At 38.8% G+C, this 14116-nt stretch carries 17 protein-coding genes and 2 pseudogenes; 9 read left to right on the forward strand and 10 right to left on the reverse strand.

Translation table 11 applies throughout. From position 1 onward, the window contains the following. Nucleotides 1-30: 30 nt before the first annotated feature. The 5 genes and pseudogenes from V8V91_RS26590 to V8V91_RS26610 form a co-directional block, all read right to left on the reverse strand. On the reverse strand, nucleotides 31-1575 hold the full coding sequence (locus V8V91_RS26590; protein WP_373398017.1) for a tetratricopeptide repeat protein: 1545 nt from the start codon (nucleotides 1573-1575) through the stop codon (nucleotides 31-33). Beyond that, nucleotides 1575-1862 (reverse strand): Asp-tRNA(Asn)/Glu-tRNA(Gln) amidotransferase subunit GatC, encoded by a 288-nt coding sequence (gatC, locus tag V8V91_RS26595; protein WP_373398018.1) that lies wholly within the window; start codon nucleotides 1860-1862, stop codon nucleotides 1575-1577. The genes V8V91_RS26590 and gatC overlap by 1 nt, the downstream gene beginning before the upstream one ends. Continuing rightward, nucleotides 1859-2590, reverse strand: coding sequence for a lysophospholipid acyltransferase family protein (locus V8V91_RS26600; protein WP_373398019.1), 732 nt, complete (start codon nucleotides 2588-2590; stop codon nucleotides 1859-1861). The genes gatC and V8V91_RS26600 overlap by 4 nt, the downstream gene beginning before the upstream one ends. Next, nucleotides 2583-2837, reverse strand: a complete 255-nt coding sequence (locus V8V91_RS26605) for a hypothetical protein (RefSeq protein ID WP_373398020.1) — start codon at nucleotides 2835-2837, stop codon at nucleotides 2583-2585. Before V8V91_RS26605 ends, V8V91_RS26600 begins: the two co-directional genes overlap by 8 nt. A gap of 150 nt (nucleotides 2838-2987) precedes the next feature. After that, a pseudogene (locus tag V8V91_RS26610) lies at nucleotides 2988-4336 on the reverse strand (nodulation protein NfeD). A 165-nt stretch (nucleotides 4337-4501) separates the two neighbouring features. On the opposite strand from V8V91_RS26610, the gene V8V91_RS26615 reads away from it, so the two are divergent. From V8V91_RS26615 to V8V91_RS26630, 4 genes are all read left to right on the forward strand, one after another. Then, on the forward strand, nucleotides 4502-4900 hold the full coding sequence (locus V8V91_RS26615) for a LysM peptidoglycan-binding domain-containing protein (RefSeq protein WP_373398021.1): 399 nt from the start codon (nucleotides 4502-4504) through the stop codon (nucleotides 4898-4900). A gap of 14 nt (nucleotides 4901-4914) precedes the next feature. Beyond that, entirely contained in the window at nucleotides 4915-5733 is an 819-nt protein-coding gene (locus V8V91_RS26620; RefSeq protein WP_373400821.1) for a LysM peptidoglycan-binding domain-containing protein, read from the forward strand. A gap of 234 nt (nucleotides 5734-5967) precedes the next feature. Further along, nucleotides 5968-6405 (forward strand): hypothetical protein, encoded by a 438-nt coding sequence (locus tag V8V91_RS26625; protein ID WP_373398022.1) that lies wholly within the window; start codon nucleotides 5968-5970, stop codon nucleotides 6403-6405. Next, nucleotides 6405-7172 carry a TIGR02757 family protein gene (locus V8V91_RS26630; RefSeq protein ID WP_373398023.1) on the forward strand — a complete coding sequence of 256 codons (768 nt, stop codon included), beginning with the start codon at nucleotides 6405-6407 and terminating at the stop codon, nucleotides 7170-7172. Before V8V91_RS26625 ends, V8V91_RS26630 begins: the two co-directional genes overlap by 1 nt. On the opposite strand, the gene V8V91_RS26635 is transcribed toward V8V91_RS26630, so the two are convergent. The 4 genes and pseudogenes from V8V91_RS26635 to V8V91_RS26650 form a co-directional block, all read right to left on the reverse strand. After that, nucleotides 7084-8202 carry a M17 family metallopeptidase gene (locus V8V91_RS26635; RefSeq protein WP_373398024.1) on the reverse strand — a complete coding sequence of 373 codons (1119 nt, stop codon included), beginning with the start codon at nucleotides 8200-8202 and terminating at the stop codon, nucleotides 7084-7086. The genes V8V91_RS26630 and V8V91_RS26635 overlap by 89 nt on opposite strands. Further along, nucleotides 8193-8450 carry a hypothetical protein gene (locus tag V8V91_RS26640; RefSeq protein ID WP_373398025.1) on the reverse strand — a complete coding sequence of 86 codons (258 nt, stop codon included), beginning with the start codon at nucleotides 8448-8450 and terminating at the stop codon, nucleotides 8193-8195. The genes V8V91_RS26635 and V8V91_RS26640 overlap by 10 nt, the downstream gene beginning before the upstream one ends. Before the next feature lie 182 nt (nucleotides 8451-8632). After that, nucleotides 8633-9400, reverse strand: a complete 768-nt coding sequence (locus V8V91_RS26645) for a bifunctional isocitrate dehydrogenase kinase/phosphatase (protein WP_373398026.1) — start codon at nucleotides 9398-9400, stop codon at nucleotides 8633-8635. Nucleotides 9401-9420: 20 nt separating this feature from the next. Further along, nucleotides 9421-10358, reverse strand: a pseudogene (locus V8V91_RS26650) (isocitrate dehydrogenase kinase/phosphatase AceK regulatory subunit). Nucleotides 10359-10674: 316 nt separating this feature from the next. Here V8V91_RS26650 and V8V91_RS26655 point away from each other — a divergent pair. The 5 genes from V8V91_RS26655 to V8V91_RS26675 all read left to right on the forward strand — a co-directional run bounded on the left by V8V91_RS26655 (nucleotide 10675) and on the right by V8V91_RS26675 (nucleotide 13554). Then, complete coding sequence (locus V8V91_RS26655; protein ID WP_373398027.1) at nucleotides 10675-11358, forward strand: hypothetical protein; 684 nt, start codon at nucleotides 10675-10677, stop codon at nucleotides 11356-11358. Nucleotide 11359: 1 nt separating this feature from the next. After that, on the forward strand, nucleotides 11360-11554 hold the full coding sequence (locus V8V91_RS26660; protein ID WP_373398028.1) for a hypothetical protein: 195 nt from the start codon (nucleotides 11360-11362) through the stop codon (nucleotides 11552-11554). Next, nucleotides 11551-11994, forward strand: coding sequence for a CoA pyrophosphatase (locus V8V91_RS26665; RefSeq protein WP_373398029.1), 444 nt, complete (start codon nucleotides 11551-11553; stop codon nucleotides 11992-11994). The genes V8V91_RS26660 and V8V91_RS26665 overlap by 4 nt, the downstream gene beginning before the upstream one ends. Nucleotides 11995-12057: 63 nt before the next feature. Then, on the forward strand, nucleotides 12058-13311 hold the full coding sequence (locus V8V91_RS26670) for a DUF819 domain-containing protein (protein ID WP_373398030.1): 1254 nt from the start codon (nucleotides 12058-12060) through the stop codon (nucleotides 13309-13311). Further along, nucleotides 13312-13554: an NAD(P)H-dependent oxidoreductase subunit E gene (locus V8V91_RS26675; protein WP_373398031.1), complete on the forward strand. Its 243-nt coding sequence runs from the start codon at nucleotides 13312-13314 to the stop codon at nucleotides 13552-13554. It abuts the gene before it with no gap. Between the two features lie 17 nt (nucleotides 13555-13571). On the opposite strand, the gene V8V91_RS26680 is transcribed toward V8V91_RS26675, so the two are convergent. Continuing rightward, nucleotides 13572-13892, reverse strand: a complete 321-nt coding sequence (locus tag V8V91_RS26680) for a YbjQ family protein (protein ID WP_074223701.1) — start codon at nucleotides 13890-13892, stop codon at nucleotides 13572-13574. Nucleotides 13893-14116 lie beyond the last annotated feature (224 nt).

The following is a 14116-nucleotide window of genomic DNA, read 5'->3' on the forward strand; positions in this document are numbered from 1 at the left end:
TTTTGACATAGAAAAGCGCGAGATTATTGGCTAAATAAGGATTGGAAGGAAAATGTCCAGCCCTTTTTCTAAGTAAAAGATCGATTCAAACAGTTTGTCTTCCCGATGTAACCGATTACTTAAAAGGATGATATTGTCTACTTGGGGATATTCTGCAAAACTCTCTTCCAAATGTTGCTTCGCCAAAGTAGGTTGGTTTAATTCGAACAGGAGCTGTGCAGTGAGGTGTTTTGCCTTGTTGTTTTTTCTGTATTTAGCCCAGGAGTTTTCATAGAGAATGCTTGCCTCCAGCTGTTGACCTGATTGGTAATAATAATCTCCCATTATATTATTCGTCAGGGCATTCAGCTGCACCGAGATGATCCCTTCTGCGTAGATGGTCAGCACCAAGATAGCCATTAGCCCCCCAATGCGAAGATGATAATAGGGGAGCGAATACGGTTTATAAAGAATTTCATCAATGGCCTTTCCAGAATCCATGATGGACAAAAAGTTACTAAAAAGGTATACGATGAAGAAGAGCGTAAATCCTATCTGGCTATAGAGAAATAAATGCTTTACTAGTTCTTCTCCCGGTTGATTGCCGCTTAAGATAAGTTTCCAGCAAAGCCATAAGGTCAGTCCAAAACCTAAGAGATGGAGCATTTTTAGGGTTTTTCCATCTGCGGCCAAATTCGGAATTTGCTTGATTTTGGAATTGAAAGATACCCATCCCAATGCTCCGACTGGAATCAATAGGTATAGGGGAGAAAACCCGAAAAATGGAGTGACTAAATCTCCTGTCATCTCCATAAACAATAAAAAAAGTGAGGCAAGATATCCTATGGAAATAATTCCCATTTGGTACGAAATTTTCATGCCTAAATCCTTATTCGCTCTTGCCAGAAGAATATAGATTCCCGAAACAAAACTATGTCCATTCCAAAATATCCAGGCAATACATAAACCCAAGGCCATAACCGTTGAATATTCTGATATAAATAGGATTGGTTGGGTAATGGGACTAAGCTTAACCAAGATAAAAATGGCCAGCCCAAAGCTGGTGGTAGTGATACACCATTTAAGGATCAATGATAAATTTTGACCCCAGATATGAAGAATAATCACAGGACCCAAAGAGCCCACTAATACAATAATCAAGGGTAAATTAGCACTTGCTCCCCCGATATTTAACCCATTGAAATTACAAAGTGTAACCAATACGATCCAACCGATCCCTCCAGCTACAATTGCCATTTTATTGAATCCCGAGAGTATGGTTAAAAAAGAGGAGGCAATTAGAAAGACCAATCCAAAAAAGAAATAGGACTCCATTGGATTAATTGCCATGGGTAAGGAATGAAATTCCTGAAAAATCAAAAAGTTGTCAATGTTGATGGGGTAGGCAAGCGGCCCTATTTGAACCCAATCAAATGGCACGGCAATCCTGTCCAAAAATGTTGCGCTTTCTATCACCTCATAAGGCATGGGATCCAATACCAAATAGTAAAGTGCAAAAAGCCCTCCAGCTATCAGAAGTAGGAGGGCAAACAGACTAGTAATTTGATCGCCTTGATTTGAATTTTTTAGACTCATTATTCTAATACTTTCGGAACTCTAAAGTATTCTGCATCTCTTTTTGGAGCATTTTTTAAAGCGGCCTCATGATTTAAATGTGTGCCACTGATATCTTCTCTCATATCATTTACTTCGGAAGACATCGTGGTTAAGGGTTCTATATTGTCAGTGTTTATTTCATTGAGCTGTTCTACCCAGTCCAAAATCTGACTCATGTCACGAGACATTTTTTCAGCACTGTTTTCATCAAATTCCAATCTGGCTAAATGAGAGATTTTTTTGATGGTGGTTTTATCGATTCTCATAAGTTTTCGGCATCTAAATTCAATTGATTCTGAATGACATCAAAACATTTTTGTTTCAAGGTTTCTTCAGTGTCTTCCTCAGTAGGTAAGATCACTTCATGGATCACCATTTTTGCAGGCCTCCAATTTAGCAATAACTTACCGTCATCAGGCAAAATTATATGATTATAAGATAAAGTGACCGGGATAATGGGGATTTGTTTGGATATGGAAATTTTGAATGCTCCGATTTTAAAAGGAATCATCTGAGGTGGGTTTTTAGTGTAAATACCTCCTTCAGGGAAAATGATCAATCCACTTCCTTGTTCAATGGCAGCAATAGATCTTCTCATAGTTTCCGCTCGGCTTTTAAGTCGCTCACGATCCACAGCGATATGTAGCTGTTTGAAGTAATAACCAAATAATGGAGCTTTTCTGATAGAAGCTTTCCCCACAAACTGTACATCTCCGGGAATAAACCCCATCATGGGAATGTCTAAGTAGCTGAAGTGGTTTGCTACGAAGATATAAGGTTGACCCCTTTTTGTTTTAGCTCTATTCTCGATTTTAACAGGCAGAAAAATCAAAGTGAAATATACTCTGGCCCAATATCTATTGATTTTTCTTCCAAATTTTTTAAAACCTGGAATCCAAATACAGATCAGTATAAAAGGGAAAATCAGAATAAAGCTCAGAATAAAAAGAAGCCCTGCATATCCTGAATAAATTCTTCTCAAAATCTTATTCATGATTGATCATGTGGTTGGCCACTTTGATAAAGTATCCCAGCATCAACTCTTTGACATTAGGATCTAGGTCCATTTGATCTAAAGCAGTCATCATGGCATTGAGCCAGTGGTTTCTCATTTTGCTGTCGATCTTCCAATTGAGATGCCTCATCCTCAATCTTGGATGCCCTCTTTGTTCGGAGTAGGTCTGAGGTCCTCCGAAAACCTGAAGTAAAAATAAGAATAGACGGTCTTCGGCAGGAGCCAAATCCTTTTCAGGATACAGGCTTCTTAACGCTTCATTTTTTTAACTTCTAGATAAAATAAGTGGGAGAGATGACGGATTTTTTCTTCTCCTATCTCTTCATAAACAGACTGAAATGGGTTCATGGTGCAAACTTAAGGAATTCCAAAAAGTTTAAGCCTCTGATTTTTTGACTTTCAGAGAAGTTCCTTCTGTCGAAATGACAATGATGGGCTCTCCCTTGTCTATAAATTCCCCTCTGGAATAAGCATCATAAATTTCACCTTCAATTTCCACCCTTCCACTAGGTCGCAGTCTGGAATGTACAATCCCTTTTTGTCCTTGTAAACGCTCTGAATAGAAACTGGAAGTATAACCATCGCTTTTTTGCTGGGTTCCTGCTAGGGAAATGGCACTGAATGCCTTCCATTCATTGACTTTTGGAGTGAGCCAAAAAACGATCCCCACAGATGCAATAGCCGCCAAGATCACCGTCAGTAAGGCGGCAAATAATTCAGAGGCCGGGACAAATTCAAAGTCAAAGTTTTCATTGGGGAGCATGCCCAATACCAATCCGGAAAGGATACAGGTAATCCCCAGAATCCCAAAAATCCCAAAACCAGGAATGACAAAAAGCTCTAGCGCCAAGAGAATAATTCCCGCCACAAAAACGATGATTTCCCAATTGTCGGCCAAGCCATTTAAGTAATAGGGAGTAAAATATAATACGACTGCAATCAAAGATGCTACTAAAGGAAAACCTACTCCAGGTGTTTGCAATTCAAAATAGATTCCACCTATGATGATGAGGATTAAAAAACCACTTACCGCTGGACTAAGAAAAAAGGCAATGATTTTCTCGGTAAAGTCGGTTTGATAGGATATGAGGTTGGCTTCTGAAAGGTTTTGATCTTGTATAAGTTGGTCTATGGAACTATACTCACCATCACAAAACCCATATTTTTTTGCTTCAGAAACAGAAAAAGTAACTACAGAACCAGCCTCACTTATCCCCTCGATTTCTATATTCTCATCTACCATGGCTTCCGCAATTTTTGGATCCCGTCCCTTGGCTTCAGCCGTACTTCTCATCATGGACCGCATGTAGGATTGATATTTGTCTGGTGCAGCGGCTCCATCCATGCCATTTACCACGGTGGCTGCCCCAATACTTCCCCTGGGGCCATAAATATTTTATCACTGGCAATGGAGATTAAAGCTCCAGCTGACGCAGCATCCTTATTGATAAAAACATAAATAGGGATGGAAGATTCCAAGATCATAGTTCTGATATCATCGGCATCATTGACTGCCCCTCCATAGGTATCCATTTCAATGATGATAAGATCTGCAGACGCTTCTTTTGCTTGTTCTAGTGCCAACTTTACTTTTCGATTCATGGCAGGGTCAATATCCTCATCGATTTTAAATGTAAACACGGTATTTACAGCTTGGTCCTGAGCTTTCAAGAGCAAAGGAAAAAACACTAGTAAGGTAAAGAGATGTCTAATTAGGGTCTTCATATAGATTTGTACGCAATTGCAAGGAAAATATACGAAAAGGCAGCGGAAACTGCTGTTTTTAACAACTTTGGTTTAAAAAACTCTCATCTTTGTATTCTCAAGATTAATCACAGGATTATTGTTTTCTAGCATAATTCTTGTTTCTACTGCAAATCGAAATTAATCTTGTATTTAGAATACATCAATTATTCAATCCCAACACGTATTATGATTTTCGGATCTAAATTCCATGTAGCCATATTCTCAGGTTTTCTAATGATTTCAAGTGCTTCCATTGCTTCAGAAATGACAAGTATAGATTCAGTAGGAGTGGAGAGAGTTGGTGATAAGACTTATATCCTTCATGCTGTAGAGCCTAAAGAAACTCTTTTCGGAATTAGTAGACGATATGCAGCTCCGGTAAGTGAAATTATTGAGTCAAATGCGGTCCTTAAACAAGGACTGAAGATTGGTCAGACGATTCGGGTTCCTTTTATTGCTAAATCTGAAATTCCTGATGGGGCAAGTCTTCATAAAGTAGTCCCTGGAGAGACCCTTTTCTCCATTTCAAAAAATATGGAGTGACTGTGAGTGAGGTGATGCAATGGAATGAGTTGAAAGGAAATGACTTAAGCGTGGGGCAAGCGCTTATTATTAAAAAGCCTGTGGCGGCAGCTCAACCCAAAGTTGAACCAGTTGTTCAAGATAGCCCAAAGACGGAAGTTGCAGTAGTCACTACTTCCAACACTACTACTTCTGCTCCCGTGAAAAAAACGGAGTCTGAAAAGCCAAAAGTGGTTGAAAAGGAAGCAGAAAAGCCAGCTCCTGCACCTGAAAAAGTTGAAGTGAAAGAAGTGGCAGAGAAAAAGGCGGAGGAAAATGCAGTGCCTATTGCACCTGGAGAATGGGTGTCCCATGAGGTGAAATCTGGTGAAACCTTATTTTCCATTGCCAATCAATACCAAGCAAGAGTGGAAGATTTGATTACCTGGAATGCATTAACCTCCAATAATGTTAGAGTAGGACAAACCCTGAAGGTGGGTAGAGGAGAGGTAGGTCCTTCTACAGTGCCAATTGTTGGGACACCAAGAGTGGTTTCCGATGCGGATGAAATGAACATCCCTGCCAATCCAGATAATGCTTCCGGAGGTTTTAAAAATATTAAGGAAACTGGACAAGCTGAATTGATCGAAGGGACTGGTGGTCATAAAAAATATTTGGTTCTCCATAGAACGGCTCCTGTTGGGACGATCATGAGAATTAAAAATGAAGAAAACGACGTAACTATTTTTGCCAGAGTGGTGGGTACACTTCCTGAGACGGGAGATAATAGCAAACTTGTGATCAAGTTATCTCAAGCTGCTTATGATCAACTTAAAGCTGTGAATCCAAGATTCCCTGTGGAAGTGATGTACTAATAAGGTCTTTTAGGGAAAGAATTTATCAATGTACCCCGGCCTTGTCGGGGTTTTTAATTTTCCTCATTTGGTCCATATTTTTTGATTATACTTTATAGAGGGCTAATTTTGTGGCTGATGAATAAGGCTCAACTCATTTTCCACCACATATTCCGCTTTATCTGGAATGCCATTTTTGTCATTTCCTATCCAATCTTGGCAAGCTTTGGGTTACTTTTTATTGGACTAACGTATTTGTTTTCACTACTCTCCAGATTCCTTACACGCTTGAAACCAGAAGGATCCAAAGTGGTATTGAAAGAGGAGGAATGGGAAACACTACCTTTTTCCAACGACCTTTTGGAAGCGAAACTCTGCAAACAAATTATGTTCGGACCCTCAGGTTTCAAATTGAGAAGGAAAGATGGGGTGCCTACCGTCTTAAGTGATTATGTGTTTGGAAATAAAGTCAGGATATTAGAAGAAGGTTTTCTTCTTGAAAAATGGAATAGCACGGAATCCAAGAACTTACCGGATTTTGATATTTGTCTTTATAATCCTGATGCAGATTCCTTAAAGCCATTGACGAATATTAAATGTTTTGATTGGCATGTTTCTGAAAAGGTGGACAATGAACTTTCCTTCAAATGGTTTGACGGAACGCAGGGAGGAGAAGTGAAAGTTGCCCTTTGATGCATAATCTGAAAGAATTTTTAGATGAAAAAGTAGTTCAATATAACCAGGCTGGTTTTATTGAAAATGATCCGGTGTCGATTCCCCATCAATATTCCAAAAAGGAGGATATCGAGATCACTGGTTTCTTTGCCGCTATTTTGGCTTGGGGTCAGCGAAAGACCATTATTAATAAGTGTAAGGAGCTGTTTCAGATGATGGATCATGCCCCTTATGACTTTTTAATCCACCATCAGGAACAGGACTTGAAGCCGTTTTTAAACTTTAAACACCGTACCTTCAATGATATTGATACCCTGTATTTCATTCATTTTTTAAGTTGGTTTTATAAAAATCATCGCTCACTCGAAGAAGCATTTTTGTTAGGATGGAAAGAAGGGAATGAGGCTATGGAGCCTATTTTGAAATCATTTCATGACTTTTTCTTCCATCTCCCAGAAGCTCCGCAAAGAACCAGAAAGCATATAGCCACTCCAGCTCGAAAAGCAGCATGTAAAAGGATCAATATGTATTTACGTTGGATGGTTCGGAAGGATGATCTGGGAGTAGATTTCGGGATTTGGAATCGGATTCACCCTTCTCAACTCATATGTCCTTGTGATCTCCACGTAGACCGAGTGGGACGGAAGTTAGGTTTGATTACCAGAAAACAAACCGATTGGTTGACTGCCATAGAGCTTACTGAAAGGTTGAGGGAATTTGATCCAAAGGATCCTGTGAAATATGATTTTGCACTTTTTGGCTTAGGAATAGAAGAGAAATTTTAAGGCGTTTAGATTTCGTTGATCTTTTTTCCACAAAATCTAAAATTAATCCCATTCCGAATGCAGTGCCGGTTTTGGTTTTTGCAAATTCTGAATCTTTAAATGAAACCCCAGGGATATCGATATGGGCCCAGGAAGGGTGCTCGTGAATGAAAGCTTCCAGAAATTTTGCTGCCGTAATAGCTCCTGCATAAGGTTTGCCATGGTAATTTTTAATGTCTGCTATTTCGCTGTCCATTTCAGATCTGTAGGCATCCCAGATGGGAAGAGGCCAAATTTTTTCTCCGCTTCTCAATCCAGATTCCTGAAGGAGAGCAGAGAATTTTTCATTATTGGAAAAAAGTGCCCCGCACTCATATCCAAAAGTTCCTAAGGCACTTCCTGTTAAGGTTGCTAAATCCAATAGATGATCCGGTTGATAAGTTGAAACCATGTAGGATAGACCATCAGCTAGGATCAATCTTCCTTCTGCATCTGTATCTATTACTTCTATGTTTAACCCCGAATGTGAGCCGATGATTTCACTGGGTAGATATGCTTCTTTATCAACTGCATTTTCCACAGATGGAACAATGGTGGTTAGGTTTATTTCAAGCTTTAAATCGGCAATCAGTTGAGAGGCAGCTAAAACTCCTGCAGCTCCTCCCATGTCAGATTTCATATCTACCATTCCAGAGGTTTTGATATTAAGCCCTCCGGTATCAAAGGTGACACCTTTCCCTACTAGCCCTAAGTGAAATTTCGCATTGGGATGACGATATTCCATGATGATGAATTTAGGTGGTTTAGCACTTCCTCTTCCCACTGCTAAAAATGCTTTCAGGCCTCTTTCTTCTGCTTTCTTTTGATCAAAAATGATTGTTTTCGAATTTGGTATGTTAGCCCATTCTTTTGCCCAGGTAGCCAAGTATTCAGGAGTCAGTACATTGGGAGGCAAATCGACCAATTTAAATCCTTCCATTTTTGCCTTGGCAATTTTTCCTGCCCTGGATAAAATTTGTTCAATTTCAGGATGGTTGGTTTTTATTTCCACTTGTAGGTCTTGGTAATCCCTGGGTTTTTCTTTTTATAAAATCCAATGGAATAAGATCCTAGTTGAAAGCCTATCAACGCACTTTCAATTAATTGTTTGGAGCAAGAATCCGGAAATTCTAAAATGATTTGATCCTTTACCAACTCCTTGTTTTTTGTCAAAACTCTTCGAAAACAGGTTTCAACCTCATAGGATTCAGCATGCTTTCCCAAACCGATTAATAGAAGTATATCCTGCTTGGACTCCACTAAAAAGTACTGTCTTTTTTTCCTGAAAATAAGGACGGGTTGACCGGTATTCCTATATTTTCTTGAAGAGTTTGATTCAGCAAGTCTTCTTGGACTGGGATGACTTTTAGACCTTGGCTTTTTGATGAGATGGGTTGAATATGAAAATTCATGGTTAATAGCAATTAGAAGGAGTAGTTAAATTAGATTCTTTGCTCAGGTCTAAAACGGATTTCTTCCGGGTAAGGGAAGGCATGGATCAACTCACCTTTCATGATTCGTTTTTGTACCTCTTGCCAATATTCAGGCGAAAATAAGTCTTCATGGTAGGTTAAAAAATGTTCCTTTAAATCTTTTCTTCCAATCATCCATCTTTTAAAATCTTCAGGGAATACATCATTTTTGGCAATAGAGTACCAGGGTTCAGGAGCATAGATTTGTTCATAAGTTTCCGCTTTCGGCTTGACTCTGAAATTCATGTCCGTCAGAAACTCAATTTCATCGTAATCATAGAAAATAACCCTTTTTTGCCTAGTCAAACCAAAGTTCTTGGTCATCATATCCCCAGGGAAAATATTGGCCTGTGCCAGTTGTAAAATTGCTCTTCCATAATCTTCGACCACTTTTTTACCTTCTTCCGTATCACAATGTTCCAAGTATAGGTTTAAGGGTTCCATTTTTCGCTCCGTGTAGAGATGTTTAAGGACCAAATGGGTGTCCGTAAACTTCAATAAGGAGTTGGTTGTATTTCGAAGTTCAGTAAGCAATTCTGGGCTAATTCGATCTTTGGGTATTTTAAAATATTCAAATTCATGGGTGTCAGCCATTCTTCCGACACGGTCATGAAGGGAAACAAGCTTGTACTTTTCCCTCACTTCTTGACGTGTCATATTTTTAGGAGGCTCAAAATGATCTTTGATCAATTTGAAAACAATGTTTAAGGATGGGAGGGTGAACACCGTCATAACCATTCCTTTGATTCCAGGTGCTATTACAAACTGATCCGTACTATGACCAAGGTGATGTAGAAAATCCCTGTAAAAAGGGTTTTTCCATGTTTGTTAAATCCGATGGCATTATACAATTCATGGATTTTTTTATGGGGAATTACTGAACTTAAAAAAGCAACAATTTCAGAAGGAACTTCTGCCTCTACCATAAAATAGGATCTGGTGAAGCTAAACATATGACTCATAAGGTTTGGGTCAAAAATCAGGGTGTCTACAAACAACCCTTTTTTTCCATTGAGAACTGGAATAATAAAAGGCATCCATTTCTTTCCGACAAAGGTCCTTCCTATTAAATAAGCTGCTTTATTTCTATAGAAAACAGACTTCAGAATTTGGGTCCTGGTTTCGGGATCTATGTTGTAGCGGGTAAGAATTACTTTTTGGACTCCTTCAATCAGGAATTGAATGTCCCTTTCTTTGTCCATAAATGGAGCGCCAAAGTCAAAGTCATCTAATATCTGGCGTATAATTTTATCCAACCCTAACCCTTCAGGGTAATTTCGGATCAAATCTGAGTTTTCTCTTATGCTACAAAAGTCATGGCCTTCCATCACAAACATGAGTTCTTCGTCAATGGAAATATTATCAAAGGTTTTGCGGATCACCGAATTAAAAAAGGTTTCCGCGATTTCCAGTTCGGGCTTGTCAGCGATTAAGGTGGTGTAATGAAACTTGATTGTTGCCCATAGTACTCGGTCTGTACTTTTTCTCCCATTAAGGCTTTACAAGTAGCCGCTAAAGGAAACAGTAAATCCTTATATAAACGAAGTCGCTGTTTATGATTGAGTTGGATTGCTTTCCAATTTCTTTCACTAAAATATGTTGGAGTTAACCTGGTGTAAGCGTTGAAAGAGTGAATGTAAGTATTGAACCCATCTAAAATTTTATGTGCTACCTGTTTAACAAGGTTTTTTGTCATGCTTAAAGAATATTGCCGAAATAGATTTGGACAAGATACTAAGGATAAAAATATTTTAGATTTGAAATAGATTATTTGTCCTGATTTTTAGGCCTTTAACATAAAAAATAGGGGAGGAAATAAAATTTTGAAAATCTTTCGCAATCGATTGTTTGGAGGATATGAAAACATTTTCTACTTTTCGCAAGTATTCATGAATTGAATATCTACAATAGGTTTAATAGGTTTGAGAGCAGGAAAAGGCCAGGATTTTATCCAGGCCTTTTTTGTTTTTTACTAACTCTAGATTAGTTTCAACTTCTGCTACAAGATTTCTATGAAAGTATCCATTTCGTATACACTTCGAATCCTCGCATTATTGGCCTTAACAGGTTTTTTTTATTCCTGCGAAAGTTCTGATTCTGAAACTGAAGGGGCAATACCTGCTATGAGTGTTGATGAGGAGGAATCAAGAAAGTTGAGAAGTTTCTTGGAATTTGGGCTTGGTGAAAAGTCCGACTGGAAAGCTCATTGGATGGAACAAATTGGAAATTTTGAGGGAATTGATTTTTCTTTAATTCAGACAGATTCTATTGATCCAATGGAAATGCCAGAGAAAAATCCAATTTTACCAGGAGACCCTCTTTTTCCTTATCAAATCCCACATCCTGAAGGGAATGGAACGATGGATATATATAGTTACAAAGTGGAAGCCCAAGAAGGATTGGATTCACCATTTTTAAATCCTGATTCCGAAGTAATTTGGTATCGAGAGGACGGGATGAAGGAACGTCTGCTATTTATGGGGCCATCTGGTATGTTTGAGGAAGGGTTGTGGTTAAATAATACCACTTTTGTCGTGTTTGGGTATTTTCAAGAAGAGGCTGGATTTAGACCCATGGCCTGGATTATTGATTTAGATACTCACCAACTCCATCGGTATCAGTTGAACAAGGTGGCATCCGAATATGCTCCTGAGTCCTATATAAATAACAAGATTAAGAAAGTTGACCTGAGTTGAAATGGAGTTTCTCGAAGTCATAGAAATTCTAACATCTGGTTTAAAAAACCCACTTCCAGGAATAGATGCTCATTTGGCCATGTCCCCAAGGCCTATCAATATGGCGCGGTTTAACCCAGAACGACCCAAAAATCACAGGAAAGGTGCTGTACTTCTTCTTTTTTATCCAGATCAAGGAGAAGCTTTTTCCCATTGATCAAAAGGCCTGTCTATGAGGGAGTGCATAGTGGACAGATTGCATTACCTGGGGGTAAAATGGAAGAAGAAGATCCTGATTTGATCCATACCGCTTTGAGAGAAGCATCTGAAGAGGTGGGAGTGAACCCTGAAAAGGTGGAAGTAATCGGGACCATGACAGACCTTTATATAGCTCCTAGTAATTTTTTGGTTACTCCTGTTATTGGATTTTCAACCCTCAAGCCAAATTTTATACCTGAGGAAAAGGAAGTAGAAAGAATTATTCAAACTACGGTGAGGCATTTGACAAGCCCGGTGGTTAAAAAGCAGAAAACCCTTGAAATCAGTAAGTCATTTAGATTAGACACGCCTTATTTTGACATCGATCAAGAGGTGGTTTGGGGAGCTACAGCCATGATTTTAGGGGAATTGCTTCAAATTTTAGAGAAAGGAAAATAGCCTGCCGGTGTTTTTCTCAAATTTATTATAGGTATTATTGAAAATCACTCCGTATTTCGAAGCATGGAAGAACACAGCCCTTTATTTACTAATGATGCAGTAGTTTTTGGAATTTTGATGGCTATTTTGGCTATTGTATTTGCTACATCTGCTAGTGAGAATCGTTTTTTTAGAAAGTTTTATAAAGTAGTCCCTACTGTCTTGCTGTGTTACTTTATACCAGCCTTATTTAATTCATTTGGGTGGATTTCGGGAGAAAGTTCAGGGATTTATAGGGTAGCGAGTAGGTATTTATTACCTGCTTCATTGGTACTTTTTACCATCAGCATTGATTTAAAAAGCATATTAAAGTTAGGGCCAAAGGCTTTGACTATGTTTTTGGCAGGTACATTTGGAATTATGATAGGAGGACCTCTAGCATTGGCAACAGTAGGTTTTATCCAACCAGAATTGTTGGGAGGAAGTGGACCCGATGAGATTTGGCGGGGATTAGCGACCATCGCTGGTTCTTGGATTGGAGGGGGAGCAAACCAGACCGCCATGCTGGAAGTTTTTGGAGCAAGCCCTTCTTTGTTTAGTCAGATGATTGCAGTGGATGTGTTGGTTGCCAACCTATGGATGGCTGTTTTGTTGTATTGGGCTGCTAAACCAGAAGTATTCGACAAAAAGTTTAAAGCGGACAGTTCTGCGATCTATGAGCTTCGAGATAAAATTGCAGAGTTTAGGGCTGGGATCATGAAAATTCCCAATTTGGCTGATACCATGTTGATTCTTGGGGTTGGATTTGGGGTAACTGGTTTCTCCCATTTGATAGCCGATGCCATCGCTCCATTTATAGGAGAAAATTATCCTCAATTGAGCCAATATTCATTGGATTCAGCCTTCTTTTGGATTGTGGTGATTGCCACAACAGTTGGCTTGCTACTTTCTTTCACCAAAGCTAGAAATTTGGAAGGGGCAGGAGCCTCTAGAATGGGCAGTGTTTTATTATACATCTTGGTAGCATCGATTGGGATGCAAATGGATTTGGGAGCAGTCTTGGATTCACCTATTTTATTTTTAATAGGAATTTTATGGATGTTTTTTCATATCCTAATTATGCTGATTGTCGCCTATTTCATCAAAGCCCCCTTTTTTTATGTGGCAGTTGGATCTCAGGCCAATGTGGGAGGAGCAGCTTCAGCTCCGATTGTCGCCTCAGCTTTCGATTCTTCGTTAGCACCAGTAGGAGTATTGCTTGCGGTATTAGGATATGCTGCAGGTACTTATGGCGCTTATTTATGTGGTTTAATGATGCAGGCTGTATCAGGAGGTTAAATGGAATCCAAAAGAAAACTTGTTTTTGTATGCGGGGGATCTGATTGTAAAAAAGCAGGTTCAAAAATTCTGAATAAGGAAATAGCCAAAGAGCTTAAGTCTTCAGAACTGAAAGGTCAATGCAAGTTGATTAAAACCAAATGCATGGATTTTTGCAAATCAGCACCAGTGGTTATTGTGGGTGAATTTGTTTGCAAAAAAGCGAATCTCGAGAAAGTTACCCAGCAAATAAAAAAGTCCTGAAATCTCAGGACTTGATGTTACAATTTTGTGGTTTTTACTGCTGTACCACTGACAGTGACCATGAGCATACCATCCCTGATGGTTTCATAATCCAAGTCGATTCCTACTACTGCATTTGCCCCAAAAGCTCGAGCTTGCATTTCCATTTCTGAAGTTGCAGTAGCTTTTGCTTCACGTAATACTTGCTCGTAGGAAGATGCTCTTCCTCCAACGATGTCAGTAATGCTTGCGAAAAAATCTTTAAAAACATTGGCGCCAATGATTGTTTCCCCAGAAACAATACCTAAATACTCAGTGATTTGATAGCCTTCAAGATTTGGGGTGGTTGAAATGATCATAGATTGAATTTTGATTTATAAACTTATTAATTGTCATTTTATCACGAATTAAATCTGATGGAGGTTTTTCTTTTTGATTTTTTGTTGGAAAAGACTAATTAGTAATAGCCAAAAATTAATAGTTAAATTGAAAGTATGTCATTTAGAGGTTAGTTTGTAAGCCTTCTTTTAGCCATATTAGCTAACATTTTTTGAATTAAGGGGAGCTCTTAATGATAAAATGA

This window comes from Algoriphagus halophilus, from assembly GCF_041729275.1.
GTDB classification, from domain to species: Bacteria; Bacteroidota; Bacteroidia; order Cytophagales; family Cyclobacteriaceae; genus Algoriphagus; species Algoriphagus halophilus_A.

Excerpts from the sequence above, each read along its gene's own strand:
- V8V91_RS26680 (WP_074223701.1), bottom strand. The coding sequence starts at position 13,892 with ATGATCATTTCAACCACCCCAAATCTTGAAGGCTATCAAATCACTGAG.
- V8V91_RS26670 (WP_373398030.1), top strand. The coding sequence starts at position 12,058 with ATGGAAGAACACAGCCCTTTATTTACTAATGATGCAGTAGTTTTTGGA.
- V8V91_RS26600 (WP_373398019.1), bottom strand. The coding sequence starts at position 2,590 with ATGAATAAGATTTTGAGAAGAATTTATTCAGGATATGCAGGGCTTCTT.
- V8V91_RS26660 (WP_373398028.1), top strand. The coding sequence starts at position 11,360 with ATGGAGTTTCTCGAAGTCATAGAAATTCTAACATCTGGTTTAAAAAAC.
- V8V91_RS26645 (WP_373398026.1), bottom strand. The coding sequence starts at position 9,400 with ATGGTTATGACGGTGTTCACCCTCCCATCCTTAAACATTGTTTTCAAA.
- V8V91_RS26590 (WP_373398017.1), bottom strand. The coding sequence starts at position 1,575 with ATGAGTCTAAAAAATTCAAATCAAGGCGATCAAATTACTAGTCTGTTT.
- V8V91_RS26675 (WP_373398031.1), top strand. The coding sequence starts at position 13,312 with ATGGAATCCAAAAGAAAACTTGTTTTTGTATGCGGGGGATCTGATTGT.
- V8V91_RS26620 (WP_373400821.1), top strand. The coding sequence starts at position 4,915 with ATGCAATGGAATGAGTTGAAAGGAAATGACTTAAGCGTGGGGCAAGCG.
- V8V91_RS26630 (WP_373398023.1), top strand. The coding sequence starts at position 6,405 with ATGCATAATCTGAAAGAATTTTTAGATGAAAAAGTAGTTCAATATAAC.
- gatC (WP_373398018.1), bottom strand. The coding sequence starts at position 1,862 with ATGAGAATCGATAAAACCACCATCAAAAAAATCTCTCATTTAGCCAGA.
- V8V91_RS26655 (WP_373398027.1), top strand. The coding sequence starts at position 10,675 with ATGAAAGTATCCATTTCGTATACACTTCGAATCCTCGCATTATTGGCC.